Origin of the sequence: Paenibacillus sp. PAMC21692 (assembly GCF_014303795.1) — a bacterium.
GTDB classification, from domain to species: domain Bacteria; phylum Bacillota; class Bacilli; order Paenibacillales; family Paenibacillaceae; genus Pristimantibacillus; species Pristimantibacillus agaridevorans.
In genome coordinates, this window is sequence record NZ_CP060293.1 from 6,359,334 (window position 1) to 6,385,164 (window position 25,831).

At 54.2% G+C, this 25,831-nt stretch carries 20 protein-coding genes; 7 read left to right on the forward strand and 13 right to left on the reverse strand.

The features are described 5' to 3' along the window. Positions 1-54 precede the first annotated feature (54 nt). The 6 genes from H7F31_RS25875 to H7F31_RS25900 all read right to left on the reverse strand — a co-directional run bounded on the left by H7F31_RS25875 (position 55) and on the right by H7F31_RS25900 (position 7,545). Positions 55-2,652: a winged helix-turn-helix domain-containing protein gene (locus tag H7F31_RS25875; protein ID WP_187101150.1), complete on the reverse strand. Its 2,598-nt coding sequence runs from the start codon at positions 2,650-2,652 to the stop codon at positions 55-57. A 152-nt stretch (positions 2,653-2,804) separates the two neighbouring features. After that, positions 2,805-4,031, reverse strand: coding sequence for an EAL domain-containing protein (locus H7F31_RS25880; protein WP_187101151.1), 1,227 nt, complete (start codon positions 4,029-4,031; stop codon positions 2,805-2,807). A gap of 8 nt (positions 4,032-4,039) precedes the next feature. After that, positions 4,040-5,305, reverse strand: coding sequence for a GGDEF domain-containing protein (locus H7F31_RS25885; protein ID WP_187101152.1), 1,266 nt, complete (start codon positions 5,303-5,305; stop codon positions 4,040-4,042). Beyond that, positions 5,292-5,483 carry a hypothetical protein gene (locus H7F31_RS25890; RefSeq protein ID WP_187101153.1) on the reverse strand — a complete coding sequence of 64 codons (192 nt, stop codon included), beginning with the start codon at positions 5,481-5,483 and terminating at the stop codon, positions 5,292-5,294. Before H7F31_RS25890 ends, H7F31_RS25885 begins: the two co-directional genes overlap by 14 nt. Before the next feature lie 78 nt (positions 5,484-5,561). Further along, entirely contained in the window at positions 5,562-6,221 is a 660-nt protein-coding gene (gene phoU, locus H7F31_RS25895) for a phosphate signaling complex protein PhoU (RefSeq protein ID WP_187101154.1), read from the reverse strand. Between the two features lie 142 nt (positions 6,222-6,363). Then, a complete protein-coding gene (locus H7F31_RS25900) occupies positions 6,364-7,545 on the reverse strand; it encodes a methyl-accepting chemotaxis protein (RefSeq protein WP_187101155.1) in 1,182 nt (393 codons plus the stop codon). A gap of 155 nt (positions 7,546-7,700) precedes the next feature. On the opposite strand from H7F31_RS25900, the gene H7F31_RS25905 reads away from it, so the two are divergent. The 5 genes from H7F31_RS25905 (at position 7,701) to H7F31_RS25925 (ending at position 13,017) form a co-directional block, all read left to right on the forward strand. After that, complete coding sequence (locus H7F31_RS25905) at positions 7,701-8,879, forward strand: M20 family metallopeptidase (protein WP_187101156.1); 1,179 nt, start codon at positions 7,701-7,703, stop codon at positions 8,877-8,879. Positions 8,880-8,881: 2 nt separating this feature from the next. Beyond that, positions 8,882-9,694: a threonine/serine exporter family protein gene (locus H7F31_RS25910; RefSeq protein WP_261800557.1), complete on the forward strand. Its 813-nt coding sequence runs from the start codon at positions 8,882-8,884 to the stop codon at positions 9,692-9,694. A gap of 387 nt (positions 9,695-10,081) precedes the next feature. Then, the gene (locus H7F31_RS25915) at positions 10,082-10,513 is read left to right on the forward strand and encodes a threonine/serine exporter family protein (RefSeq protein ID WP_187101158.1); all 432 of its coding nucleotides are present in this window, start codon (positions 10,082-10,084) and stop codon (positions 10,511-10,513) included. A gap of 20 nt (positions 10,514-10,533) precedes the next feature. Continuing rightward, positions 10,534-11,400 (forward strand): helix-turn-helix domain-containing protein, encoded by an 867-nt coding sequence (locus H7F31_RS25920; RefSeq protein WP_187101159.1) that lies wholly within the window; start codon positions 10,534-10,536, stop codon positions 11,398-11,400. Between the two features lie 441 nt (positions 11,401-11,841). Beyond that, entirely contained in the window at positions 11,842-13,017 is a 1,176-nt protein-coding gene (locus tag H7F31_RS25925; protein ID WP_187101160.1) for an IS256 family transposase, read from the forward strand. A gap of 237 nt (positions 13,018-13,254) precedes the next feature. Here H7F31_RS25925 and H7F31_RS25930 read toward each other — a convergent pair whose 3' ends face one another. The 4 genes from H7F31_RS25930 to H7F31_RS25945 form a co-directional block, all read right to left on the reverse strand. After that, entirely contained in the window at positions 13,255-13,626 is a 372-nt protein-coding gene (locus H7F31_RS25930) for a hypothetical protein (RefSeq protein WP_187101161.1), read from the reverse strand. 391 nt (positions 13,627-14,017) lie between these two features. Next, a complete protein-coding gene (locus H7F31_RS25935; protein WP_087571578.1) occupies positions 14,018-14,740 on the reverse strand; it encodes a response regulator transcription factor in 723 nt (240 codons plus the stop codon). A 128-nt stretch (positions 14,741-14,868) separates the two neighbouring features. Beyond that, positions 14,869-16,647, reverse strand: a complete 1,779-nt coding sequence (pnpS, locus tag H7F31_RS25940; protein ID WP_187101162.1) for a two-component system histidine kinase PnpS — start codon at positions 16,645-16,647, stop codon at positions 14,869-14,871. 45 nt (positions 16,648-16,692) lie between these two features. Next, positions 16,693-17,676 carry a bile acid:sodium symporter family protein gene (locus H7F31_RS25945; protein ID WP_261800135.1) on the reverse strand — a complete coding sequence of 328 codons (984 nt, stop codon included), beginning with the start codon at positions 17,674-17,676 and terminating at the stop codon, positions 16,693-16,695. 286 nt (positions 17,677-17,962) lie between these two features. Between H7F31_RS25945 and H7F31_RS25950 the strand changes: the two genes are divergently transcribed. Continuing rightward, complete coding sequence (locus H7F31_RS25950) at positions 17,963-19,222, forward strand: MFS transporter (protein WP_187101163.1); 1,260 nt, start codon at positions 17,963-17,965, stop codon at positions 19,220-19,222. 28 nt (positions 19,223-19,250) lie between these two features. Then, positions 19,251-20,390: a YfbR-like 5'-deoxynucleotidase gene (locus H7F31_RS25955; RefSeq protein WP_187101164.1), complete on the forward strand. Its 1,140-nt coding sequence runs from the start codon at positions 19,251-19,253 to the stop codon at positions 20,388-20,390. A gap of 160 nt (positions 20,391-20,550) precedes the next feature. Here H7F31_RS25955 and H7F31_RS25960 read toward each other — a convergent pair whose 3' ends face one another. From H7F31_RS25960 to H7F31_RS25970, 3 genes are all read right to left on the reverse strand, one after another. Beyond that, on the reverse strand, positions 20,551-22,209 hold the full coding sequence (locus H7F31_RS25960) for a glycoside hydrolase family 3 protein (RefSeq protein WP_187101165.1): 1,659 nt from the start codon (positions 22,207-22,209) through the stop codon (positions 20,551-20,553). A gap of 184 nt (positions 22,210-22,393) precedes the next feature. Continuing rightward, positions 22,394-24,016 carry a response regulator transcription factor gene (locus tag H7F31_RS25965; protein ID WP_187101166.1) on the reverse strand — a complete coding sequence of 541 codons (1,623 nt, stop codon included), beginning with the start codon at positions 24,014-24,016 and terminating at the stop codon, positions 22,394-22,396. After that, the gene (locus tag H7F31_RS25970) at positions 24,013-25,824 is read right to left on the reverse strand and encodes a cache domain-containing sensor histidine kinase (protein ID WP_187101167.1); all 1,812 of its coding nucleotides are present in this window, start codon (positions 25,822-25,824) and stop codon (positions 24,013-24,015) included. Before H7F31_RS25970 ends, H7F31_RS25965 begins: the two co-directional genes overlap by 4 nt. Positions 25,825-25,831 lie beyond the last annotated feature (7 nt).

Consider the following 25,831-nt stretch of genomic DNA (forward strand, 5'->3'; position numbering starts at 1 on the left):
ATCCGCTACCCGGCGAACCTAACCGCGGTTATAGGGCCGGTTATAGATGAGCCGTTACCCCTGCAATTCTTTGCCCCGTTTAATCGCTTCTATACGGTTCTTTACCTGGAGTTTGCTGTAGATGCGATTGATATGCGCCTTCAGAGTACCCATGCTGATACCAAGCGTTCCGACGATCGCCTGATTGTCCATCCCTTCCTCCATATAGCGAAATACCGTATACTCCTTCGGAGTCAGCAAGGACTCCAACGCAGGGGGTGATTCAATGGACAAGAGCTTGGTTCCACCGTAACATGACAAAATTTTGCGCACATAGGCGAGCGAAGGCGCGTTGTTGTCCCGGATATTTCCTTTCTGCCGCTGCCCGATGTACTCCGAGAGCAGTTCCGCGACCCGCTCGCCTTTGTCTACGAACACGCGGACATAATCGTCGGGTTTGCCGTATTTCAGCGCCTCCTCCAACTTCAGCAGCGCCTCCTCCGGCTTGTCCGATTGACGCAGCATGATCGCCTGAAGAATTTGAATGTCCAACGCCTCCATCGGACGATGGCCTTTCACCGCTATTAGGAACAGCTTCTCCAATAGACACCACGCCTCCTGTCGATGACCGGTCTCCATCAACACCCTGCCGAGGAAAATATAAACGAACAATTGGTGGACGGATACCGGATCATCCGCCGAGAGCCTGTAGCGCTCCATCCACCGGACAGCCGCGGAGGGATCACCCTGGTCCATCCGCAGGGCGGACATCTCCGCTTCGATCAGGATCGACGCGGCTTCCGCTCCATCCTCCAGCGACCTTCGGCCCGCCTCCTCCAGCCATTTCTCGGCTTGCGCGAAGTCTTGCCTGGCTTTGCTGATACGCGACAGGAACAAGCTTGCGGGAACATACACCTTCTCCGGCTGATAATGAGTCTGGCTGTTGCCCGCGAGTCCCAGCTTCAAATAATGCTCCGCCTGCTCCAGCTCGCCCCTTTCGTAAAACAATTCTCCATAACAAACCAGAATCGAATCCTGCAGGCCCATCAGTTTCATGAAATCGATCATGCTCTTGAAAAAATTGTCCGACAGATCCCTTGGCAAATGTTTGCCGCGTTTGCCATTGTACGATCGGTAGATGGATGGAGCCAGAGGCATGTAGGGGGATGCGAAAATCAAATCCGTTCCTTCCGGGCTATGTCGAAGCGACAGTCGGATGTATTCCAGTCCCGAAATCGTATCCATATCGTACTGGGTCGCCTTGAAATTCCGGACGAAATACAAATAACCCAAATAGCGATTCCTATCCTCCAGGCTCCAGCTTGCCGAAGAGGTCTCAAAGTGCTGCTCGGCCAGTTGCAAATGTTGTTCCGCCAGATCGAGCTCATGAGCCCACAACAAGGAGAAGATGTACGAAAAGTAGAGATATGGATGCTGCATCAGCAGTTGCTCGGGGATGGCAGACAGCCAGACTCTGAGCGCCTGAAATTCCCTGCGAATCATAATGCTCCGCATCTGTTCAAGCAGACGTATGGCTTCCGTATATTCGTTTCCGGCCAGGTAGTAGTCCACGGCCTCCTCCAACAGCTCCTGCGACTCGCACCATACCGCAGCCGCACGGTTCAGCTCTTCCGTCTTGCCGGGATCGCGCCGTCTTTGCTGCTTCTTCAGAAACTCGCAGAATAGATGATGAAATCGAAACCAGGTCTTGTCCTCATCCAGCGGGATGAGGAACAGGCCGGCGTCAACCAGCTTCGCGAGCTTCTCCGATCCGTTCTCCCCGCCCACCGCTTCGCTCAATGGTCCATTCATCCTCTGAAGTACAGATATGTTCATCAGAAATTGCCGGGTGGGACCATCCAGCGCTTCGAAGACTTCCTCCAGCAGAAACTGCTCAACATGGTTGCCGTTCCCGGAATGGCTGAGTCCGAATTCCGCCGTCCAATCTCCGTAACGCAGTGACAACGAAATCAGCTTCAGTCCCGTCACCCAGCCCTCGGTTATGGCCAGATGCCGCTCAACTTGCTCCCTTCGCATCTCCCGTGCTGCGAAGATCCGGAAGAAGTCCACCGTCTCCCGCAGATCGAAGCGAAGCTGCTCGACGTTAATTTCCCGGGTCCACCCCCGACTGATCCATCTCGCCTTCGATAAGCCGGCCAAGCTCCGGCTGGCGAATATAAGATGCACGGAAGGCGGCAGATACTCCAGGAAATACGAAACAGAAGCGATAATGTCCTTATCGGTGATGACATGCCAATCATCCAGCAAGATTGCCAGCGGCTCACGCACACTGTTCAATTCATTTAGCAGGGCGACGAGAAACGGCTCGTACTGGCCGGGGCTCAATGTGGAGGCAACTACCCCAATAGAATCGGGCAAGCTCCCGAGCGCCTGCTCGAGCGCCTTCGTCATGTAGTTCCAGAATCGAACCAAGTCATTATCCTTGTCATCCAGCGACAACCATCCGACTGCCGCTTGTACTTGCCGAGCCCAATCGGCGATTAAAGTCGTTTTGCCGTAGCCTGCCGGAGCGATAAGGAAAGTTGCCTTGAAGGATAACCCTTCATTTAATCTCGCTATCAAATGGGGGCGGGGCACGGAATGAGACAGGGGCTGTGGTATATGCAGTTTAGATAAGAGCACCGTATAGTTGTCGTTCTTCTCGCGGCTCATGAAAACCATCCTCGTCACAGTTTCTATGTATTTTACCATTCTACACCTATTGCAACTGTAGGGGGAGACCTCCGCAAACCTCGGAAAAGAAAAAACAGCCTCACCCATAACGGAGAAACTGGTCATTTTCTATCGTAACAAAACTCATGCAATCATGCCGGAAATGGCGCCGGCCGTCCCAGCAGATAACCTTGAGCGAACGGGATTCCCATATGGAGCAGCTTGTCCAGCTCCTCCTTGCGTTCGATGCCTTCGGCAATCAATTCCGCGCCGATCTTGCCGGCTACATCCTGCAGCGTCGTCAGGATATGCTCCTTCACTTCGTCCTTATGTATGTTCTGAATGATAGACCGGTCTACCTTCATGTAATCCGGTCTCAGCTCCACGATGGATTGCAGCGAGGAATAGCCCGCTCCCACATCGTCGATCGCGATGCGATAGCCTTGGCTGCGATAATGCTGAAGCGCCTTCTTAACGGAAGGATAGTCTTCGATGGAGCTGCGCTCCGTAATTTCGAATACGACCTGATGCGGGGACAGATGATGCTCCTCCAGCAGACTGATCGTGCGGCCCGGCGAGAAACGCGGGTCCTCCATAATTTGCGCCATGACATTGATAAACAGCTTCTGTCCTTGTCCGAGCCTCAAACATCCGTCGATCGCCAGCTCCCGCGCCAGCCGATCCAGCCGATAGACGCCGCCGCTTTCCTCCGCGAACCGGAATAAATCCATGGGACCCCGGAAGTAGTTGTTGACGGGCAGACGGGTCAATGCTTCATAGCCGAACACTTCGCCTTGCTTAAGCGAGAAGATGGGCTGATAGACGGGGTATAACGATCTTGCGGTCAACAGTTCCTTGAAATAACTGTCTCGAAGCAACCGTTCGGCGCCGCCCTCGACTTGGGCGTTTACGATCGCCTGCTTCATGGCTTCGTAATACAGGCTGTCTACGCATGCTTCCGCCTCGCATGCCAGAGCGCCTAATCCGACACGAAGCTTGCCGCCAGGATGGAAGCCGGACAGTCTCTCCCGCTCTTCGCGGAATGCAAGTTCTAGTCTGTTCGCCGTCCGTACCGCATGCGCGCTCAATTCGTACTCCGGATGTTCTTCGTCGTTCGAATGGAATTGGAACGAAATGAACAGATCATTCGCCAACCATTGATGTTGACCCCGAACGTCGGACGACGGTACGAAGTCGTCGATCGAACGTTCCGCAAAGCTTGCCCAAGCTTGCTGCAGCTCTCCACGCTCTGTCTTGCTCGTCTTCGCATCCGGACTTGACCCGTCCCACATTAATCCGATCACAGCCAAGTAATTACGCCGCTGCGGCTGGGCTGAAAGGCCTCTTCGCCCGCTCCTCCATATTACGTGCTGCTCCATAAATCATCTCACTTCTCTCTCGGCTGGCTGTTTTTCCATTCACCGGCGACATATACGCTGCCTTTGATCGATTTGGCTCTCTTCTTCAATCTGGCTGCACTTACGGATATATCCTCCAGGTTCATCTCTCCGGTACCGTCGCACTGGAGCAGCGACAACGACAAGGTGACGCCGTCCTGCTCCACCTTCTGACCTTGACGGTTCTCCACGACGGATATGTCGGCACCTCCATAATAACGATGGACGCCGCCGTCGAACGCTCTGATCAAACGCTCGCATACTCCTTCCGCGCTTGGAGGATCCACGACGCCAATGAAGTCGTCGCCGCCGATATGCCCTACAAAAAATTGCCGGCTGTCGCTGTTTGCGAACTCTCCTACCATAAGCTCGGCCAAGTATCGAATCAGCTCGTCACCGCGGGCGAAGCCGAAACAATCGTTGAACCATTTGAAATAATCCAGATCCGCGTACACGACCGAAAACGGCTCCCGATTCGCGATTCTGCGCGATAATTCCGCTTCAATCCCCGAATTGCCCGGCAATCCCGTCAAAGGATTCGCAATTCTGGCTTCCTCGGTGCGGAGTGCCGTCATACACTCCAGAATGCCTCTGATCGTCGCCGCTCCCATGACGATGCCATCCTTGACCATAACGACAATATCGTACAACCTGGACTCGTCCCTAGACATCGCCAGCTGAGACACCCTCTCAACCGGCGTATATTCTTCGACGATGAGCGGATCTCGGTCCATGACACGCTCTACGGAACGGCTGGCATACAAGGCATGACCGAATTGGCCGGCCAGCTGCTGATAAAGCCGATCTCTCATTATCACCCCGACGGGCCGGCTGTCCTTTACGATGATGACGCCTTGCACGTTCGGATTGGCGTCGAACAAATTGGCGACTTCGGAAACTTTCGCGTTGCTTTCGAACAAGGGTACGGGAGAGGCTAGCTTCCCGATCGGATAGCCGCTTCCGATCGCGTCCCGATTGCCCTTGGCGGCAATCGGGGTTTCGCTTGTGCCCAAAGCCAGTTGGCGCTCTCCTCTTTCCAACACCTCTTGAATTCGGCATAACAAGTGGGCTTCCGCCTTCTCCGGCGTCGTCATCGGGCGCGTCCATGCAGCTCCGACTCCGAAACGTCTTGCTCCGCCGTCGGACAAGCCGCTGCTAGAGCGCGCCCCTCCTGACAGCCTTTGGAGCTCTTCCGTCACTCGCTCGACGATCGCCTCGGTCGAGATTCCGACAGCGGATATTTCAAGCCAATACAAGATATTGCTTCCAGAATATGCCTGGCTCGCTTGCAGCCCACTTGTCGATCGCTAAAGACAGTTCATGCCGCGACGGCATGAACTCTACGTACAGAGCGACCACGCCGCCGGTCTTCCAGCGATCCATGACTACGCTAACCAATGCTTCGTGCAACAATCCCGTTCCGACCTTACTCACGACTATCCCCTCGATCCTCGGGTGCGCCACACCGCTGTCAGATGCCCCGCAGTGCCGATATTGCTGCCGCGTTACGACCTATTGGTTCAGATCGGGACGCTCGCTTGTCACCAGGTATACAACGCTTTCCCCGATATTCGTCGCATGGTCGCCGAAGCGCTCCAAATGTCTGCTGACGAAGCTGAGCAGCGAAGCCTGTGCGATGTTGCGCGGATTTTCCATCATAAGCATCGTCAATTCGCGCGTAATTTGGCCATACAACGCATCGACCTGATCATCGTCCTTGGCCATCTTGTACGCCAGATCCACGTTTTCGTTGATGAAAGATTGAATTGATTCGTACGTCATCGTGGCGACGATCTCTGCCATTCGCGGCAGATCGATCAATGGCTTTATCAGCGGCTGACCTTCCAGTCGAAGCACCGTCTTCGCGATATCGACGGACAAATCCCCCATTCGCTCCAGATCGCTCGCGATGCGGAATGCGGACAGGATTCGTCTAAGATCCTTGGCCACCGGCTGCTGGGTCGCAATCAATTTCGCGCCGAGCTCCATAATTTTTTCTTCCATTGCATTAAGCTGGTGATCGGCTTCGATTACCTCTTTCGCGCGCGCCGTGTCGACGTTTTTTAATGCGGATACTGCTTCAGCCAACGCTTTCTCAACAAAATTGCCCATCTCGACAATCCACTGATGAAGATTTTCCAGACCGTGATCAAATTCTTTTCTGACCGTCATTGTTAATATGCCTCCCCGAATCGATGAACTGGATTCCCAGCCTGTATTTTACTCGTAGATTGTTAATGGAGCATTTCTCGTTTGTTAAGCGGAAGTAAAAACAATCCGAACCGCGCTTTTTCCCCCATCCGCTAAGCTGTGATCAGGAGTAAGTTTGACGCAGCCGCTCCATCTCCTGCGAGACTTGAGCCGACAATTCATGGGCCTTCTCCGCCAGCTCTCCGATCGTCTGCGAGCTGGTGCGGTTGTCCGCGGCCGATTTAAACATTTCCTGAAAGACGACGTCCGCCGCTTCTACGCTGTTTACGCTGGACGCCGTCTGTCTCCGGCCTGCTTCAACAAGTTCTACGGCCTTGACGATGGACTGCACAATGTTGTTGGTAATGGCCGTAATTTCAATAGCGGACTTCTTGGTCTGGTCTGCCAAATTCATAATTTCTCCCGCTACAACAGAGAAACCGCGGCCATATTGCCCCGCCCTCGCCGCTTCGATCGAAGCGTTGATCGCAAGGATGTTGCACTGCTCCGCCAACTCCTTGATCAGCTTCGACACTGCGCTTATAGAGTCCGTCTCGCGCTCCAGCTCCTTCATTCGTTCGGCTTGCCGAATGGAGCTGTTTTCAATGCTTTGGAATGATTCCTTGATGCTGTTCAACTCGGTCTTGCCCTGAAGGGTCAAGTCCACCATTCTCATGGATAATGTGTCACCGAGCTGCACAGAATCGCGTACGCTCTCTACGGCTTCATCAATGCCGTTGATCCGCTCTTTCGCAGAAAGCAGCGTCTCCTTCTGTGCTTCCATCGCCTGCAATTGAAGCTCCTTGGAGAGGCGGAGCAGATCGCTGACGGCCAGCACGCCTTCATACCGCCCATTGGAGACGAGAACGATGCAATCGTACAACGAATCTCCCTGACGGGACATGGCCAAATCAATGATCTCCCGGGGATCCGAATCGGTATCGACGATGATCGGAGCCGTATCCGAAAGTCCGAGGGCCGGTTTATTGTAGAACAAGGCGACACTGTATCGATGGGCAAGCTTGTACGAGAATCGGTTGCGCATCGCGAGTCCGCTGATGTTGCCGGAGTTGCTTACCATGACGATGCATTCGCAATCGCCTTGCTCCTGGAACATCTCAAGCAGATCTTTGCATAATGAGCCTTCATGAACGACTGGAGCCGATCTTGCGAAATCACGGAGACGGATGATCCCCGTCTTTGACTTGTGCATGGATGGAGACTGCAACATGATCGGCCTCGTTTCCAATACCGGTTCTACAGTACTGGATTCTGCCATGTTCCGACTTATCATCGTTGTCGTCATGATTCAATCCTCCTATTGACAATGAATGTTTTATCGAAATTATAGACCTATTGCATTATCCCGATTTCATGGCACTGTTATCGGAATGTTAAATGTTGCGCGCGCCCAATATGTTATAATGGAAGTTGATAATCGGGTGAAGGATGGTTGCAACGATGAGTAAACAATTGGCATTAGCCTCCATTGAACAACAAGCGGACACGTTCCGCGACATAGCGATAAAAATCGGCAGGCAGCCCGAGCTTGGCCATCAAGAATATTTTGCATCGGGACTCTTGACCGACATGCTTGCCCGGGCGGGGTTTCAGGTAGAGAAAGGCGTGCTGGGGCTGGATACGGCCTTTCTCGCCGTCTACGATACGGGCAAGCCCGGCGCGGTCGTCGCCTTTCTATGCGAGTATGACGCTCTGGAAGGGCTTGGCCATGCATGCGGCCATCATCTCATTGGTACGATGAGCGCCGCTGCGGCCATTGGACTCAAGGCTGTCGCCGATGAGCTTGGCGGCGTTATCCGCGTCTACGGCACGCCGGCCGAAGAGACAAAGGGTGCTAAGGTGCCGATGGCGGAAGCCGGTCTGTTCGACGACTGCGATATCGCGCTGATGGCGCATCCCTATCACAGCTTCGAGCGCTCCGGACAGTCGCTGGCGCTGGATCCCGTCCGCTTCGAATTTAGCGGACTCGCCGCTCATGCTGCGGCGAGTCCGCATGAAGGCGTAAACGCGCTGGACGCGGTTCTTGCGCTGTTCGGCAGCGTCAATGCCCTTCGCCAGCAGACCCGCAGCGATGCCCGCATTCATGGCATTATCGACAACGGCGGCACGGCGCCTAACATTATTCCGGACTATGCGTCCGCGAAGTTCTACGTGCGTTCTGCTTCGCGGGCCTACACGAACGAGCTGACGGCCAAGGTCAAACGATGCGCGGATGCTGCCGCGCTTGCGACTGGCTGCGGGCTCCAGGTGAGCAGCTACGAATATTCCTACGACGAGTTGATGACGAACGAGATTTTGTCCGAGACGTTTATGAAAAATTTAGCGGAGGCCGGCGTCCCTCTCGAGGAGGTTCAAGAGGGCAAGGATCACGGGTCGCTTGATCTTGGCAACGTGTCGAAGCGCTGCCCGGCCATTCACCCTTATGTAAAAATCGTCGAGGACCGACTCATGCTGCATACGGAGGCGTTTCGGGACGCGGCCATGACCGATACGGCGCTGGACAGAATGCTCGTCGGAGCCAAGCTGCTTGCGGCAACGGGTTATGACGTCATGGCGGACGGCGAGCTTCGGGCGGCCATACGCGAGGAATTCAGTCAGCGGTCGTCGACAGCGTTATGACGATAGACACGACCACGAATTTAACTTTGCCAGCAGGTACGTCTGCGCATACTTTAGCTGACATAACGCCAGAGCTAACGCATGTCATTACGCAGACCTGCCTGCTCGCCGGCAAAATTATTTTGCAAAACGGCGGCGAGACGTATCGCGTGGAGGATACGATGGTGCGAATCGCCGCCGCTTACGGCATCGAGCAATCCCATAGCTTTGTGACGCCGACGGGGCTGATCTTCGCGATCGACGGATCTTCGCACGTGACGCGGCTGATCCGGATCTCGGAGCGCAACACCAATCTGAGCAAAGTAGCCATGGTCAACGATATCTCGAGACGAATCAGCGGCGGCGATCTTGGGCCGAATGAGGCTTATGCGCTGCTCGAGGAGGTTGATGCGGCCAAACACGAATATCACCCCGGACTTAAGGTGCTGGCCGCGGCCGTCGCCAGCGGATGCTTTCTTATTATGTTCAGGGGAGGGTGGAATGACTTCTTCCCCGTATTCATGACGGGCGGTTCCGGGTTTCTGTTTTTCCTGTTCATTCATCGGATCGTGCCGATCAAGTTTTTCGCGGAATTTCTGACCGCTCTGATTATTGGCAGTCTGGCGGTCGGCGCGGTCAAGCTTGGCTTCGGCCATGATCTCGACAAGATCATCATCGGATCCGTTATGCCTCTGGTGCCGGGACTGCATATTACGAACGCCGTCAGGGATCTGATGGCCGGACATCTCGTTTCGGGCTTGTCCAAAGGGGCCGAGGCGTTTTTGACCGCTTTCGCGATCGGCTCCGGCATCGCCGCTATTTTGTCTATTTTCTAGAGGTAGTTCAAAAGTCCGCTTTTGATCACGAAGTATGCCAAGAAGTCTACTCGACGTCGAATATTTCCTGATACCCACGAAAGTGAAGGGAAGCTTCGATGTCAATTCCGATTACTTTCGCGGGGCCCGAAGTTATGCGAAACTAAGCGGATGCTTTCGAAGTAAGTTTCCTCCGGAAACATTGCAGGTGCTCGCGTAGCTTCCACTACGCTCCGCTACTCAGTTTCTACCTTCACTCAATCTTCTACAGCGTTTTTGAAAAAAACGCAGCATCGGAAGCTTACGCTATTGTGCTGAAAACCGAACTTTTTGAACTTTCACTTCTAGGACAGACAGTCGGATTGTGTTGCGTTGAACTCATCATTTTACTTAGGAGCGCCTGTCGGCATGGAAATTGTCTATCAGCTCGTAACGAGCTTCATCTCGTCCGCCCTGTTCGGATTTATATTCAATTCGCCGATCCGCCAGTTGGCTCGCTGCGGCTTTGTTGGAATGTCCGGCTGGCTGGCTTATTATGTCTGCATCGAGCTTGGTCTCGACGTTATCCCGGCAACGCTGATCGCCGCGTTCCTCGTCACCGTTCTCAGCCAGCTGTTCGCCAAGCTGTACAAGACGCCGATCATCATATTCAGCGTCGCCGGCATTATTCCGCTCGTTCCGGGCGGCCTCGCCTACGATGCCATGCGGCATGTCGTCGAGGATCAATACGATACCGCCGTGCAGCTAGGGGTAAAGGCGTTTATGATATCGGGCGCCATCGCGATCGGTCTCATTTTCTCCGAGGTCATCAATCAAATTATACGGCGAACGGCTCGCTGATTAGACGGGAGGCGCCCTCATTGGACGCATTCAACGAGAAGGTCCGTTACGAGAATCCTCTGCTGTCGGTTCGTATTTTCCGAACGCAGCGCGAGGGTTCGGATTTTACGAATTGGCATTATCATAAGCAGCTTGAGCTGCTGCTTATTTTGAGCGGTCATCTGGATGTCTATCTGGAGCAGGACAGCTATCATCTGGGTCCAGGCGACCTGGTCATCATCGGGGCATCCGAGCTGCATCGGGACAAAAGCGAGAAGCTTCTCGATTACATCGTGCTGCAGTTCGACTTGGAGCAATTTTTCGACCATAGCTCCATCCCTTATATTCGTTACTTCTCGGCAACCCATGCGCCGCTTTCCAAGGCGAATTATATTTTTGAGGAGAATGCTGCAGTAAAGGCGGAGATTGCGACTTGCGTCACGCGCATACTGGACGAAGCGACAGGCAAATCGACGGGGTACGAGCTTGCGGCGAGCATCTTGATCAAACAAATTTTGCTGCATCTGCTACGGAACGACACGCGCAAAATGCTGATCGAGCAGGACAACTTCGACAAGGTGCGGCTGAAGCCCGTGCTCGACTACGTGGAGAACCATTTGACGGACCGGATTCAGGTCGAAGAGGTGTGCAAGATCGCCAATATGAGCTACTACTATTTCGTCAAATATTTCAAAAAAACGATCGGTCTCTCCTTCACGGAATACGTTAATTACCGTAAGGTGAAGTGGGCCGAACGGATTCTGCTTACTAAGGATCTGAGCATCTCCGAGGTTGGCGAGCGAATCGGCATGCCGAATATGGCCCACTTCTACAAGATGTTCAAAAAGTACAACGATTGCTCACCCAAACAATTCCAGCGCAAGATGCTGACTTGGCAGCGGAATTGATGCTCCGCTAGGACTTTTGCTCTCGCCAAGGCCGATCGCGCTTCAATAGCCCGATTTTCTCGGGCTATTGCGCTCGGCAGCTCCGGCGGCGCTTCAATAGCCCGATTTTTCCGGGCTATTGCTTCCGACAAGGCTAACTGCGCTTCAATAGCCCGATTTTTCCGGGCTATTGCTTCCGCCAAGGCCGACCGCGCTCCTATTGCCCGATTATTCCGGGCTATTGCGCTCGGCAGCTCCTGCGGCGCTCCTATTGCCCGATTTTCTCGGGCTATTGCGCTCGGGAGCTCCGGTGGCGCTCCAATAGCCCGATTTTCTCGGGCTATTGCGCTCGGGAGCGATGAAGTAAAGTAGTTTGTGTACCAACATTTGGAGCCTTCACAGGCAACAAAAAAGTAGGGTATTCTCGGGATTGCTGAGATCACCAAGAAGGAGCCCTACTCGATGACTACTATACCCGAAAATGCGTTCAATGATCTACTTGAAAATGCTGTAACTAAGCTTGTGCAGGAGAAGTTGGAGTTACTCCTGCGTGAAGAAATTAAAAATTACATTAGTAACGAACACAAGGGACCGCGTACGACGTTAAATGGCAACTACAAGCGCACTTATCAAACACGCTACGGCGCCATCAACGAGCTTCAAGTGCCTCGAGACCGCAAAGGATTTTTTCAAACTCGACTGTTCCAGCCCTACCAGCGCCGTGAAGGCTGGCTTGAGGAAGCCATTATTCACATGTACAAAGGCGGAATGAGCACACGGGAAGTCGCAAAATTCGTAGAGAGCATGTTTGGCTCGCAGTACTCGCCTACAACCGTCAGCAACATTACCCATACGGTTATGGAGGATATTGAGCAGTGGCAGAAACGTCCGCTTGAGAAACGCTACTCTGTCATTTACCTCGATGGCCTTTATGTGAAGCTGAAGCGCAACACCGTAAACAGTGAGGCGGTTTATTTGGCCATGGGCATCGACGAGAAAGGCATTCGCCAAATCCTCGGCTTCTACGTAGGCGGCCACGAGAGCTCAAATGGATGGCGCGAGGTTCTTAAGGATCTCAAGAATCGCGGAGCTACCGACATCTTGCTAGGTGTCTTCGACGGCTTGCCAGGGCTTGAAGAGGCCTTCCGTGAAATCTACCCCATGGCCGATGTTCAGCATTGCGTTGTTCACAAAGTACGTGCGACCTTTCCAAAGATCCGTGTAGCGGATAAAACAGAGTTCTTGGATGACTTGAAGCTGGTGTATACCGCCATCGATGGAGACGTGGCACGCGCTGTATTCGACGGATTTAAGGATAGATGGCGTAAGCAGTATCCAAAGGAAGTCGCGTCCTGGGAGGAACAACTCTCGACGCTCTTAACCTTTTACAAGTACCCGACGTTGACTTGGCCCGCCATCTACACCACAAATCCGATTGAACGAATGAACAAAGAACTGCGTAAGCGCCTCAAACCGATGAACAGTTTAACGAACATTGAAGCGGCGGAGAAGATCATTTATCTACAAGCCACCGACTACAACGAAAAATGGTGTGGTCGAGCGATCCGTGGCTTTGTCGATGTCGATACGAAAGCTGCTTTCGAGAAAATGTACAACGAGCGTTATGGAAACCAATAGCCTCCCGCGCCTTCGCTTGGGCTACGCTCACCATTAAAAGAATGCCATCGTCCCGATGGAAAAACCTACTTACACAAACTTCTTGACGCTACCTCGGGAGCTCCGGTGGCGCTCCAATAGCCCGATTTTCTCGGGCTATTGCGCTCGGCAGCTCCGGCGGCGCTCCAATAGCCCGATTTTTTCGGGCTATTGCGCTCGGCAGCTCCTGCGGCGCTCCAATAGCCCGATTTTCTCGGGCTATTGCGCTCGGCACTCCGGAGGCGCTCCAATAGCCCGATTTTTTCGGGCTATTGCGCTCGGCAGCTCCGGCGGCGCTTCAATAGCCCGATTTTCTCGGGCTATTGACCTCGGCAGCTCCGGCGGCGCTCCAATAGCCCGTTTTTTTCGGGCTATTGCGCTCGGCAGCTCCGGCGGCGCTCCAATAGCCCGATTTTCTCGGGCTATTGCGCTCGGCAGCTCCGGCGGCGCTCCAATAGCCCGATTTTTCCGGGCTATTGCTTCCGACAAGGCCGACCGGGCTTCAATAGCCCGATTTTTCCGGGCTATTGCTTCCGACAAGGCTGGCCGCGCTTCAATAGCCCGATTTTTCCGGGCTATTGCTTCCGCCAAGGCCGACCGCGCTCCTATTGCCCGATTTTTCCGGGCTATTGCTTTCGACAAGGCCGATCGCGCTCCTATTGCCCGATTTTCTCGGGCTATTGCGCTCGGGAGCTCCGGTGGCGCTCCAATAGCCCGATTTTCTCGGGCTATTGCGCTCGGCAGCTCCGGCGGCGCTCCAATAGCCCGATTTTTCCGGGCTATTGCTTCCGACAAGGCCGACCGCGCTTCAATAACCCGATTTTCCGGGCTATTGCTTCCGCCAAGGCTGGCTGCGGCCCCTTTTCCTTACTCGCGAAAAGCGCATTTATTTCATTACGCTTTTTATAAGCCTACGCAGCTTAACTACGCTTTCAAAACGCGCTCTCCCTCTCCCCCTATCAACAAAAAAAGCCCGGCATCCCTACAGCTTAGGGCTTGCGAGCTTTTTAGGCATAACGAGCTTGTATCCGACGCCTCGGATGGATTCGATCTGAACGGATTGCTGGCCAAGCTCCAGCTTCTTCCGAAGCGAGCTGACGTGTACGTCGACGGTACGCTGGCCGCCAATGTAGTCGAAGCCCCATACGACGTTCATAAGATCGTCGCGGGTAATGACCATTCCCGGACGCTGCACCAGATAGAGCAGCACCTCGAACTCCTTGGGCCGAAGCGGGATCGGTTCGCCGTTGACGACAACCTCGTATTTCTCCGGGTAGATCGCCAACTCTCCTACCGAGATTACCTTCTCGTTGGAAACAACGGGTGCGGGGTCTTCGTTGTGCGTCCTGCGCAAGACGGCCGATACACGAGCAAGCAACTCAGCTACCCCAAAAGGTTTGGTTATATAATCATCCGCTCCATGCTTAAGTCCCTGCACGACCTCTTCTTCCGCATTGCGTGCCGTCAGAATAATGACAGGCGTGCGCACGCCGTGCTGGCGAAGCCGGCTCAACACTTCGAAACCATTCATGCCCGGTAACATGATATCCAATATAATGAGATCGAATCCTCGTTGAAGAGCGGTCTGCAGCCCTTCGCTGCCATGATCAATGACGGTTGTCTCGTAGCCTTCCTGAGTCAAGTTGTACGATAATAACCTTGCCAAAGTCGGTTCGTCTTCAATGACTAACACTTTGTGCGACATAGGGACCTCCAGGCTCTATAGCGGCGCATCAAGCGCCGCATACACTTAAAGTTTAACGCTTAGTAAACAGTTTACCACGACTTCCACGTTATGCGATAGTCCAACATGCCTAACCAGGCCTTGCCGCCTTATTGAATGACGGGAAGATCAATCGTAAATGTCGTTCCTACGCCAACCGTGCTGCTGACCGAGATCGTTCCCTTATGGAGCTCCACCAGATGTTTGACGATGGACAAACCGAGGCCCGTGCCGCCGGAGCTCCGGCTTCTGGCCTTGTCCACGCGATAAAAACGCTCGAAGACGCGAGGCAGATCTTTTTTGGGAATGCCTATGCCGGAATCCCTGATCTGGATGCGGACTTGCTCGTCGCCATACGCATAAATGCGAATCGTAACATGTCCGCCCTCCGGCGTGTAATTAATGCCGTTGGACAACAAATTCATCATGATTTGGCGCAACCGGTCTTCATCCGCCTCCAGATATAATCCCGATTCGACGTCACGCTCCAGAACAATGCCTCTGCGTTTTGCTTCCGGCTCCAGCAGCTTTACCGTCTTGTCAATAAATCCGTCCATCTCTACGGGAGAAAACATGAGCGGCACTCTTCTCGATTCGATCTTAGACAGCTCCAGGATGTCTCCGATCAGACGATTGAGCCTTTCGCTCTCGTCGAAAATAATTTGAAGAAACGAACGAGCCGTCTCTTCGTCCTTAACGGCACCGCCGAGCAGCGTCTCCGCGAATCCCTTAACTGCGGCAATCGGAGTCTTAAGCTCATGCGATACATTCGCCACGAATTCGCTGCGCATCCGCTCCAGTCTGCGAATCGCGGATACGTCTTGCAGGACAAGGAGCACGCCGCTAAATTCTCCGTCGTTGTTTTCGCGGACAGGCACAAGATTAAGCTCCAGCAGTCGCTCCTCCGGGAAGTAAAACGTTATTTCCTCGCGCAGATGCTCCCTCGAATCCAATGCTTCCTGAATAATCTGTGCCAGCTCATATTGCTGTTTCGCTTCGGCGAAGTGCCGTCCGACAAGCTCGCGCGCGGAGAAGCCGAGCACTTCTTCCGCCCTGCGATTCATAAGCAGAATAATGCCATGAACGTCAATCATGACGACGCCGTTGATCATGTTCGCAAGTACGCTCTCCAGTTGGTTCTCGTTCTGCCTGATACGGCTCATCTGCACCTGCAGACTGTCGGCCATCGCATTGATTGCCGTGCCCAGCTCTCCGATCTCGTCTTGTTTCGTCGTCTTCACTCTCGCGCGATAGTCCATGTTTTTGATCCGCTTGGCCACCTTCGTAATCTGCTCCAGCGGCTTCGTCAGGCTCAGGGCAATTCTATAGCTGATAACGGCCGCGACGATGCACAGCACCCATAGGCCGCCAATCAAAACGACCGTCAATTGATCGATGCTGCCCTCTACCTCTTGCAGCGACATGGCTAGCCGTATGATATAAGTATTGCCATCTTCCAAAACGACATGTGGAATCGCCACGTAGATCAAGCTTTCTCCAGCCGTCTCGCTGGGACGCACTGCTTGTCCGATGCCTTTATCCATCGCTTCCATTACTTCTTTACGCGAAGCATGATTGTCCATTGTACGCGGATCGTAGTCAGAATCGCCGATGACCGTCCCGTCTCCCCGCATAAACGTCACCCGCGCATCGGTGTATCCCTTGAGCTCTTCCGCTTCCTTCGTATAATAGAAGGTTTGCTCCTCCAGCTCACCCGTCAGCCAATCCATCTTGTTGACGATAAGATGCATCTCGCGAACCATATTGTCTTCCAGCGCGTTGATATGATTGTTTTTAAACGTCTTCATCATCAGGAAACCCGCAGCCGTCACCGACAGCGCGGTCATCGTGATAATAATGATCGTTAACCGGGTTCGAAAACTGTTCATGTCCGTTCACTCCTCATGGATGGGCCGGCAAATCAATGCCAACGTTTATCGTACATGCGTACGGACCGCATTGCCAGTCTTGTTTCTGTTAAGTTTATGTAAAACATAATGATGAACGGTCGCCACCGGCTGTTGAATAAGAATCGACAGCACGACCGGTACGGCGGCAAGCGGGCTGAAGTAGCCCATCGCCAGTACGATGCCGAGGGAAATATTGCGCATGCCGGTCGCATACGATACCGTCGTCTGCGTCTCGCGATCCCGGAGGCCAGCCGTAAAAACGAAGCCGACGGCGTAACAAATGCCGACTAAAACGATGACAACAGGCACCAACAACGCCATGTCGCGTTTCAGCTCTTCTACGTACGGGGCAATGGCCGAAGCGTTAAGCGCGACAACCGAAACGAAGCAGAGCTTGGAGATCGGGGCGGCGATCGGCTTGGTTCTCACCGCGGCCGTCCCTTTGCTCAACTCGTACAAGACAACGCCAATGATCGTGGGCAGCACGATAATGATTGTTAGGTCCAGCATAAGCGGACCTGCTTTGACCTCTACCCCAGTCCCGAAGAAGGCATGTACGCCTGCCGGCACGACGAGCGGGCTGAGCAGGGAATCCAATACGACCATGGCCAGCATGAGCGGCACGCTTCCGCCGGACATGCCCACCCACAGAACGGACGACACGCCAAGCGGGATAATCGTGAACAACACCAACCCCACGACATAAGGAGAGTCGGCTCCGAAGATCGCCACGCCTGCGGCGTAAGCAATGACGGCCGACACGACGTGGGCCAGCAGGAAGGTTAGCAGCATAATGCCCGGCCGCTTCATGACGCCGCGCAGATGATTGAGCCCGCAGCCCATCGCCATCGTCAGCGTGACGAAAGCAAACAAATAGGGAACGGCCGGCACAAAGGCTTGCAGCGGACGTTCCAATAGGAACCCGAAGATGAGCGAGCAGGGAATGATGAGAAACATCCATTTTTCGAATATGGTATTAAAGGTTAAACCTAGTTTGCGTATATCCATGTTGTTATCTCCCGTCCGGCAACCGCGTATGATCTTCCTATGATAAACCTAATTCGCAATTTCGACCATCATTCGCACTATATATTGGTTTGGATCCTTGACCTCCAAACAATTATGAATCACCATGTATGTAAGGATTGGATATGTCCGACATGATGCCGCCACTTTCATTTTTAAGCTATTATATCCTGTTGAGAAGGGATTGACTATCGGGTCGCCCAGCTAGTTTACGCATAATAAGACCGGAGATCGGTTATACATCAGAGTTAGAGACGAGGATATCAGAATGGCAAAAACAGCATTAAACCGATCGTTTTATTACTTGTTAGGTACGCAAACCTCCTCCAATATGGCCGACATCCTGTATACGATGGCGCTCACCGTGATGGTCCTGAATCAGACGGACAGCTTGATCTCGGCCACGCTCGTACCGCTGATACGTGGAGCCATGGGGATGATCAGCGGCTCCGTTGCTCCTCTTTTAATGGCCAGATTCAAACTGACGCGCCTGTTATTCGTCTCGCAGCTTGGACAATTCGTTGTATTCTCGTTGTTGGTATTATATCTTTGGAATAGAGGGGATTCGTCCGTCCTATTGCCTGTGCTGCTCCTCGTGTCCGTTCTGTCATTCCTGGACGGCTGGACTACGCCATCACGCAACTCGCTGGTACCGCGGTTAGTCGGGTTGGACAGCGAACTGCTGAAGGCGAACGGCATGTTGTCCGTCAGCGACCAGATCGTGCAATTCGCCGGTTGGGGACTTAGCGGTGTCGTCGTCGTCCTGATCGGCACCAGTAATACCATGCTCGCGGCGGCTGTTATATACGGATTGGCCGCCTCGTTGACCTTGCGTATTCATGAGCCGGCAGTGGAGATTAACGGTGGCGAAAAGTCGCCCGCCAGAAGCAATCGGAACATTTTGATCGAGGGCTGGCAGCTTATATGGAGAGTGCCAAGGCTGCGCGTCCTTACGTTTATGGACGTATCGGACATGATCGCGAATTCGGTGTGGGCAGGAGCCTTCCTGCTTGTTTATGTGCAACAGGTTTTGAAACGAGGCGACGAATGGTGGGGTTTCATTAATGCCGCCTACTTCTCGGGAACCCTGCTCGGCGGAATCATCGTGGTCTCCATGGTAGAGAAGTTAAGTCGTCGTATTTATTCTTACATGCTGGTCGGCATGATCGGATACAGTTTGTTCATCTACCTGTTCGCATTTAACCAATCGCCATGGCTTGCCTTATTGTTCGTCGTCCTGTGCGGACCGTTCGCAGAGCTTGCTATGGTGAGCCGCAAGACGCTTCTTCAGCGCAGCTTGGATAAAGCAAGGCTGCCGCAATTATTTTCCGCGCAGAACGTGCTGCTCAATCTGTTCTTTTGCTTGTCGCTGCTTGGCATGGCATGGATTGCGGAAACGTTTGGCATTGTACCATTGTTCGTATTCGCCGCTTGTCTGACATCGGTAACAGTCGTGATCGGACTGCTCAACTATAAAGTATTTCATCTTGCGGAAGAGGCCGGACAGGAGTCCGCGAGCACGTTATAATTTCAATTGATGTGGAGGGGAATCAGTCTTGAAGAACAGCTCATTCACCAATGCCATCATTCAGATGCAATACGTGTCCAGGTGGAAGGAATTCTCCCCCCGTTACAAGGACAACGCCGCCAGCCACAGCTTCCGATGCGCATCCATTGCTATTATGGCCGGCATCATAGAGGAGCGTGTATTCGGCAATCCGCTCAACAAACTTCAACTCGCGGCGCGGGCGTTGCTGCATGATTTGAACGAGACGGTTACGGGCTCCATCAAATACGTGACCAAAAAAGACGCTCATGTCGCGGACCATATCCGCAAGCTGGAGAACGAGGTCAGCAAGGAGATCGTGTCGTACCTCTCCCGTTCGCTCCAGCCCCACTTCTACGACTACATCGTCGATGCCGAGGACGAATCCTATATCGGCCGGCTCGTGCAGGCGGTCGATTCCTTCGATGCGATGCTGTTCTGCATGCGCGAATACGAGTTGGACGCCAATCCGTATTTTGCTTCGAAGTACGAGCAATTGCGGACCGAGCTTGCCGCCTCATCCTGCCCCTCAATCGTCTGGCTGTTGCAGGCGCTGGACACCGATGCCGGCGTGCGGCAGTTTCTCGATCACATCCTGAACCTGGATCTCATCGAACGTTGGGGCGGCAGCTTTAATCTAATCCCCGACAACGACGCCACGCATTCCTTCCGCGTTGCCGCGATGTCTCTGTTTAACGGATTGCTCGAGACGGAACGATTTGGACGTCCGGGCATCGATCTTTACAAGCTGCTCGGCAAGTCGGTCATGCACGACATCGTGGAAGGCGTCAGCGGCGATGTCGCGTCGCCGATCAAGAAGTCCTCCTCCGTTATACGCGAGGCGTTTGAGCGTTATGAGCAGGAAGTCGCGCGCAAAATGGTGGAGCAGCTCCCTTCGTTTTTCCACGACGAAATGATGGATTTCCTCGTCAATGCGAAGGACGACACCTATGAGGGCGAACTCGTGGACATCGCCGACAAGCTCGACGCGCTCATCAAAAGCAATCTGGAGATGCGCAACAACCCCCATTACGGGGAAAAGTACTACGGACAGCTCGTGCATATCCAGCATCATTACGAGAACCCTTGCGTCATCTTCTTCCTCGCATACATTCTGCATGATCTGACTTACGACCATTTCGTGCGGTGACGACGGCTCACCCGCGGGGATTTTTACGCTATAGTCTACGACCCAGCAGCTGCCAAGCGAATTGCTAGAGCGCCCCAGCGAGCCAAGCCAAACCAAAAAAAGTCCTCCGCATCGTACATTACGATTGGAGGACTTTGTCTATTTATGGCTCAGCGAAACGTTACTCCACGCTCCAGCCGAAAGGATACGCCGGCGAAATTTCCAGGGGGAGCTTCCCCTGCGGCTTCAGGTCGCCGAGCAGCGTCTTTGCCGCGGAAGACAGCGCCAGCGGTCTGCACTCGTAGACGGCGAGGTATGCGAGTACACCAGGGTACAGCAGCAGATCCAGCGGATTGCGTACGGATACCGCCACGACGCGGTCGCCTGCCAGCTCTATCGCCTGACGGGCGATGTCGCGCTCTAGCGGATGCTTTGCAGCGTCGTAAGTAACGACGACGATCTGTTCGAATGCATCCAAGCCCGCGAGCGGGTCCGCCCCGTCCATTCGGCGTTCCACAACGTTAGCGGCGCCGTAATGACTCAGGTAACCGCCTAACGTGCCGTCGCCGGACAGCATCTCGTCAGCGACGGATACCGGCACGATGCTCGGCCATAACACGAGCGTGCTCGCTTCGCGCCGAAGCGGCAGCAAGCCGCCTTCGTTCTTCACTAATGTCACGGAGGCTTCGCTCCAACGGCGGGCGACTTCCTTGTTGCCTTCCGTGCCTATAACAGCCGCCACCTGCTCCCATGCGCCAATCGGCTCTTCCAGCCGCAGCTTCGACTTCAGCCGCATAATGCGGCCCACCGCTTCGTCGATTCTCGCCTCGGACAATTCGCCGTTTTCCACCGCGGCTGCGACCGCCTCCAGCGCCGCACGCTGCTTCTCGATCGTATGGCTGACGAGCACCATGTCGGCGCCGGCCTGTATCGCTTTCACCGAGCCTTGCGCCGGCCCGTAATGCTCGTCGATCGCGCTCATCTCCAGACAGTCGGTCACGACGACGCCGTCGTAGCCCAGCTCCTTGCGAAGCAAGCCCGTCAGCACGTTCTCGGACAACGTGGACGGTACGCCGCTCGGCTCAAGCGCCGGCAACACGACATGCGCCGTCATGATGCAGTCCGTGCCTGCGGCAATCGCCGCGCGGAACGGGCGCAGCTCGATCGCATCCAGCCGATCGCGGTTATGCGGCAATACCGGCAACGCATGGTGGGAGTCGACGGACGTATCGCCATGTCCGGGGAAGTGCTTTACCGTCGCCGCCACGCCAGCGGACTGGTAACCTTCCACGGCAGCGGCTCCCAGCTCCGACACGACCTCCGCGCGGTCGCTGTACGAGCGGACGTTGATAACGGGATTGTCAGGATTGTTGTTGACGTCAATGCAAGGCGCGTAGTTAAGCGTGATTCCGAGCTTCCTGAGCTCTTCGCCAGATACTTTGGCCGTCTCGCGCGCCGCTTCGGCCTGGCCCGTGGCGCCAAGCGCCATATTGCCGGGCATCAGCGTGACGCCGTCGACGAGTCTGGCCACCATGCCGCCTTCTTGATCGATGGCGATAAACAGCGGCGCCCGTCCTGACACGGCCGCCTTCTCTTGCAGCTTGACCGAGAGGTTATGCACTTGCTCCGCATTCTGCACGTTGCGGGTAAAGTAAATCGTCCCTCCGATCCCATACTCTTCGATCAGCGCGTTGATCTCATCCGATGGCTCGGAACCATGGAATCCGAATACGAACAGCTGTCCGATCTTCTCCTTCAAGCTCCAATTTCTCCTCCAATTGCTCTCCTTGCCCCATTCGTTCGATACGCTTCCATTCGACCGTCGTTCCCGTCCTTCCATTTCAACCCATCCTCTCAGCTGTTAGGTCGTGTCTGAAAACCCGCTCAGGGGCATCTTTCACCGCCTTTCCGCCCCCTGCTTCGTCACTTTTGCTTGACGTACCCCCGGTACGCCTTCACAAAAGTTCCTTGCATGGAACGAAAATTCGGCAAAATCTGCTCCCCTCGGAGTATTCAGACACGCCCTAGTGTATCGTATCATCCTCGACTTGAAATTTGGCACGAAAGTCCGACGGATTGTCGCCGGTATACTTCATGAACACCTTCGTGAAATACCTTCTCTCCGCATACCCGACCTCCTTGGCGATTTGGGCCACGCTTTTCCCCGTCTCCGCCAGCATCGTCTTGGCACGCTCCATCCGCTCCCGCGTCACGTATTCGATAAACGTCTCGCCGAATGTCTGCTTGAACAGCAGGCTGAAGTACGACGTGCTCAATCCCACATGGGTTGCCGCTTCTTCCACGCTCAGATCTCGGCATAGATTGCGATTAAGGAATGCTCTCGCCTCCAGCATGGACAGCTCCGACTGCTTCTTCTTGTCGATTGACCGATCCGTAACCGCGGCCGTCACCTGACGGATGAAGGTCAAGAGATCTTTGATCAGGAAACGCCGGTCCAGCCTGCGCCATAGCTGCTCCTCCTGCTCCCTCGTAAATACGGCCATCTCCTTCATCTCCCGCATAAGATGAAGCACGAAGAAGTGGAGCAGCGGCTTCACCCGGGCGCTATGTTGATCGTTGAGATGCTGCAATTGGGACGCGATTTGGTCCACCTCGATGTTTACAGCCGCGGTATCGCCCCGCTTGACGGCGCTGATCAGCTTTTCCGCCGTTACCCAAAATGCCTTGTCTTCGGCAGGTCCGCGTTCCCCATCAGTCGGATACAACGTGATCGTGTCATGAGCAGGCGTCAGCTGCATGCCGAGCTGCACCTGCTTATAGGCCGCAGACAGCTCCTCCACGCCCGCGAATCGCCTGTAGATTCCCGCGTTCAGCGACAGCTTTACATGGTTCCGGACCGCGGTCATCAGCATGTCTGCCCACTCTTTGACGGGTTGCTCTTCGAATTCGGCAGCTCCCGCCGTCTCGATCAGCACGCACCATTCTCCGTCTCTCATCTGGATAACGGCATGATGCAGTCCGTTGCCCTGCAGCTTCTCCCGCAGCACATTGCACACCGCGAAATTCCACAGCTTGCGCTCCTTGTCCGCCCAGTCCCGCCAATCCTTTGTTTTCTCCGAGCTGACGTCAAGATCCAGTACGATCATGACGAAACGCTGCGTCCGCAGCTGCTGCTCGTCGCCGGAGAACAGCCAGTGACTGCCCGAGAAATCGGTATAATCCATAATCAGATCGTAGAGTATTTTCTCGCTGGCCAGATCGATCATCCGGCCCAGCTTCTGCTGTTCCTCGTGCTGCTGCTTCGCCTTGCTGCGCTGATTCGACATCACTCTTGCAATAACGCCTGTCAGCTCGTCATAGGGAATCGGCTTAAGCACATAATCGTTGACGCCGTATTGAATAGCCGCTCTCGTATAGGCAAAGTCCTGATAGCCGGACAACATAATAATGTCGCAGGTCATCTCCCGCTCCCGGATCAGGCGAACGAGCTCCAGTCCATCCATAACCGGCATTCGGATATCGCAGAGCAGGAGCTGCACGGATTGTTGCTCCAGAAGCTGGAGCGCTTCTACGCCGTTTTTGGCAGAGCCTGCAACTTGGAGACCTAGCATTTCCCAAGGAATAACCTTTTCCAAGTTTCGGGTAATGTGAGCTTCATCGTCTACCAGGAGCACCTTGTCGCTCATGCGCTCTCACCTCTGCTTTTTGGAATGATGCATCTGATCGTCGTGCCTTCCCCTTCTGTGCTGCAGATCATCATGCCATAACCCGGTCCATAATGAATGCGGAGCCGGTCGGCGACATTGCGTATGCCAAGACCTCTCCGTTCGCCCAGTTCAGCCTCGTCTTGACTTTTCCTCGACGGACTGTAGCCCTCCGACAGCTTCTGCAGGACCTCCTGGCCCATGCCTTTGCCATTATCGCTGACCATGATCACGAGCGAGTGGGGTTCGACGGAGACGTCGATCGAGATGACGCCTTGGCCGTCCTCGTACCCGTCGAAGCCGTGCTGGATGCTGTTCTCGACAAGCGGCTGAAGCGTTAGCTTCAAAATACTATATTGCAGCGCCTCCTCCGGCACTTGAAGCTCATAGGTGAACAGTTCCTCGAAACGATACTTCTGAATCTCCAGATAGCTGCGTACATGCTCGATCTCCTGCTTGATGCCAATCTCCTCGGAGTGATGCATGCTCGTGCGGAGCAGATTGCTGAGCCGCCTCACCATAAGCATGATCTTGGCCCCTTCGTTCTGCGCCGCGAGCGCGTTGATGGACTCCAGCGTATTGAACAGGAAATGCGGCTTGATCTGCGCCTGCATCAGCATCATCTCCGCGTGCTGCTTCCGGTCCTGCTCCCTGCGAACCTCGCTTAGCAGATTGCCGATCCGCTCCACCATGCTGTTGAAGCTGTTAGCCAGAAGCACCGTCTCGTCCTTGCCCTGCGCGGTCACCCGGATATCGAGCAGCCCCTGCTCGACGAGTCGCATTTTGCGAACGACCTTGATGATCGACTTGGCGACCCGATTAACGAAAAAGACGTTGAAGAGCACGGCCGACAGCAAGCCCAGCACCGTAATCATGCCAATCCACTGCACGAATCGGACGTTCTCGTCGGTTAATGTATTCCAAGGCTGTACGGACAGCAGCACCCAATCGTTAAGCCCCAGCTTATAGGACGAGACGAGACTGTCCACGCCGTCGAACTTAATCCTCGCGCTCTTGTATTCCTGCGTTAACTGGGGCATGGAGTTGGTATACAGATCGATGCTCCCGCCATCGTATTCCTTGTTGCTGTCCAGCATGATGAGACCTTTGCCGTTCATAATAAAATAACGCGAGCCCTGCGAATCCGGATCCGGATTCTGAAACCCTTTCAGCATGCTGCTGACATCCTCGGTCTTGTACTGAGTGACCATGATGCCGATATCGTTAAAGGATTGAATGTCTTTAACGACGCGCAGCATGGTGAACAGCGGCGGATCGACGCCGGTCAGCTCCTTCTGCTCATGCGGCCCGATCCAAAGCGGGATGCCTCCGAGCCGAATGACATCGTCGTAGAGAGAATGCTGCCGCAGCTGCTCGAACGTAATCGGACGGAACGTCGTGGGATCATTGCGATTCGAACGGTACATCGTGCCGTCGCTGGAATACATGACAACATAGCTGACTGCAGGATGCTGGAACAGAATGCTGCTGATCTGTTTTTCGTCCTGATTAATGCGAATGATCGTGCTTGGATCGTCCATGGACAGATCGTTCTGCTTTAAAATATCCTGAACGACGCTGCTAATGACATTGCCGTTGGACAACTGATTCAGCTCGCGAAAAAAATAAGAAAGATTGCCGCCGATCGCTTTCATCGTGATTTCCGACTGCTCGCTGTACTTCTTCTCCAGCAGGGTCTCGGAGTTCAGGAAGGAGAAGATGCCGAGCACGATCATCGGGATAATAATAAGCGTAATGAAGGCCAGCATCAGCTTCGGTCTCAGATTCATCTTGCCC

Bases quoted from the DNA above. Each gene is read 5' to 3' on its own strand.
- H7F31_RS25875 (WP_187101150.1), bottom strand. From the start codon at position 2,652: ATGAGCCGCGAGAAGAACGACAACTATACGGTGCTCTTATCTAAACTG.
- H7F31_RS25880 (WP_187101151.1), bottom strand. From the start codon at position 4,031: ATGGAGCAGCACGTAATATGGAGGAGCGGGCGAAGAGGCCTTTCAGCC.
- phoU (WP_187101154.1), bottom strand. From the start codon at position 6,221: ATGACGGTCAGAAAAGAATTTGATCACGGTCTGGAAAATCTTCATCAG.
- H7F31_RS25900 (WP_187101155.1), bottom strand. From the start codon at position 7,545: ATGACGACAACGATGATAAGTCGGAACATGGCAGAATCCAGTACTGTA.
- H7F31_RS25905 (WP_187101156.1), top strand. From the start codon at position 7,701: ATGAGTAAACAATTGGCATTAGCCTCCATTGAACAACAAGCGGACACG.
- H7F31_RS25915 (WP_187101158.1), top strand. From the start codon at position 10,082: ATGGAAATTGTCTATCAGCTCGTAACGAGCTTCATCTCGTCCGCCCTG.
- H7F31_RS25925 (WP_187101160.1), top strand. From the start codon at position 11,842: ATGACTACTATACCCGAAAATGCGTTCAATGATCTACTTGAAAATGCT.
- H7F31_RS25935 (WP_087571578.1), bottom strand. From the start codon at position 14,740: ATGTCGCACAAAGTGTTAGTCATTGAAGACGAACCGACTTTGGCAAGG.
- pnpS (WP_187101162.1), bottom strand. From the start codon at position 16,647: ATGAACAGTTTTCGAACCCGGTTAACGATCATTATTATCACGATGACC.
- H7F31_RS25945 (WP_261800135.1), bottom strand. From the start codon at position 17,676: ATGGATATACGCAAACTAGGTTTAACCTTTAATACCATATTCGAAAAA.
- H7F31_RS25950 (WP_187101163.1), top strand. From the start codon at position 17,963: ATGGCAAAAACAGCATTAAACCGATCGTTTTATTACTTGTTAGGTACG.
- H7F31_RS25960 (WP_187101165.1), bottom strand. From the start codon at position 22,209: ATGGAAGGACGGGAACGACGGTCGAATGGAAGCGTATCGAACGAATGG.
- H7F31_RS25965 (WP_187101166.1), bottom strand. From the start codon at position 24,016: ATGAGCGACAAGGTGCTCCTGGTAGACGATGAAGCTCACATTACCCGA.
- H7F31_RS25970 (WP_187101167.1), bottom strand. From the start codon at position 25,824: ATGAATCTGAGACCGAAGCTGATGCTGGCCTTCATTACGCTTATTATT.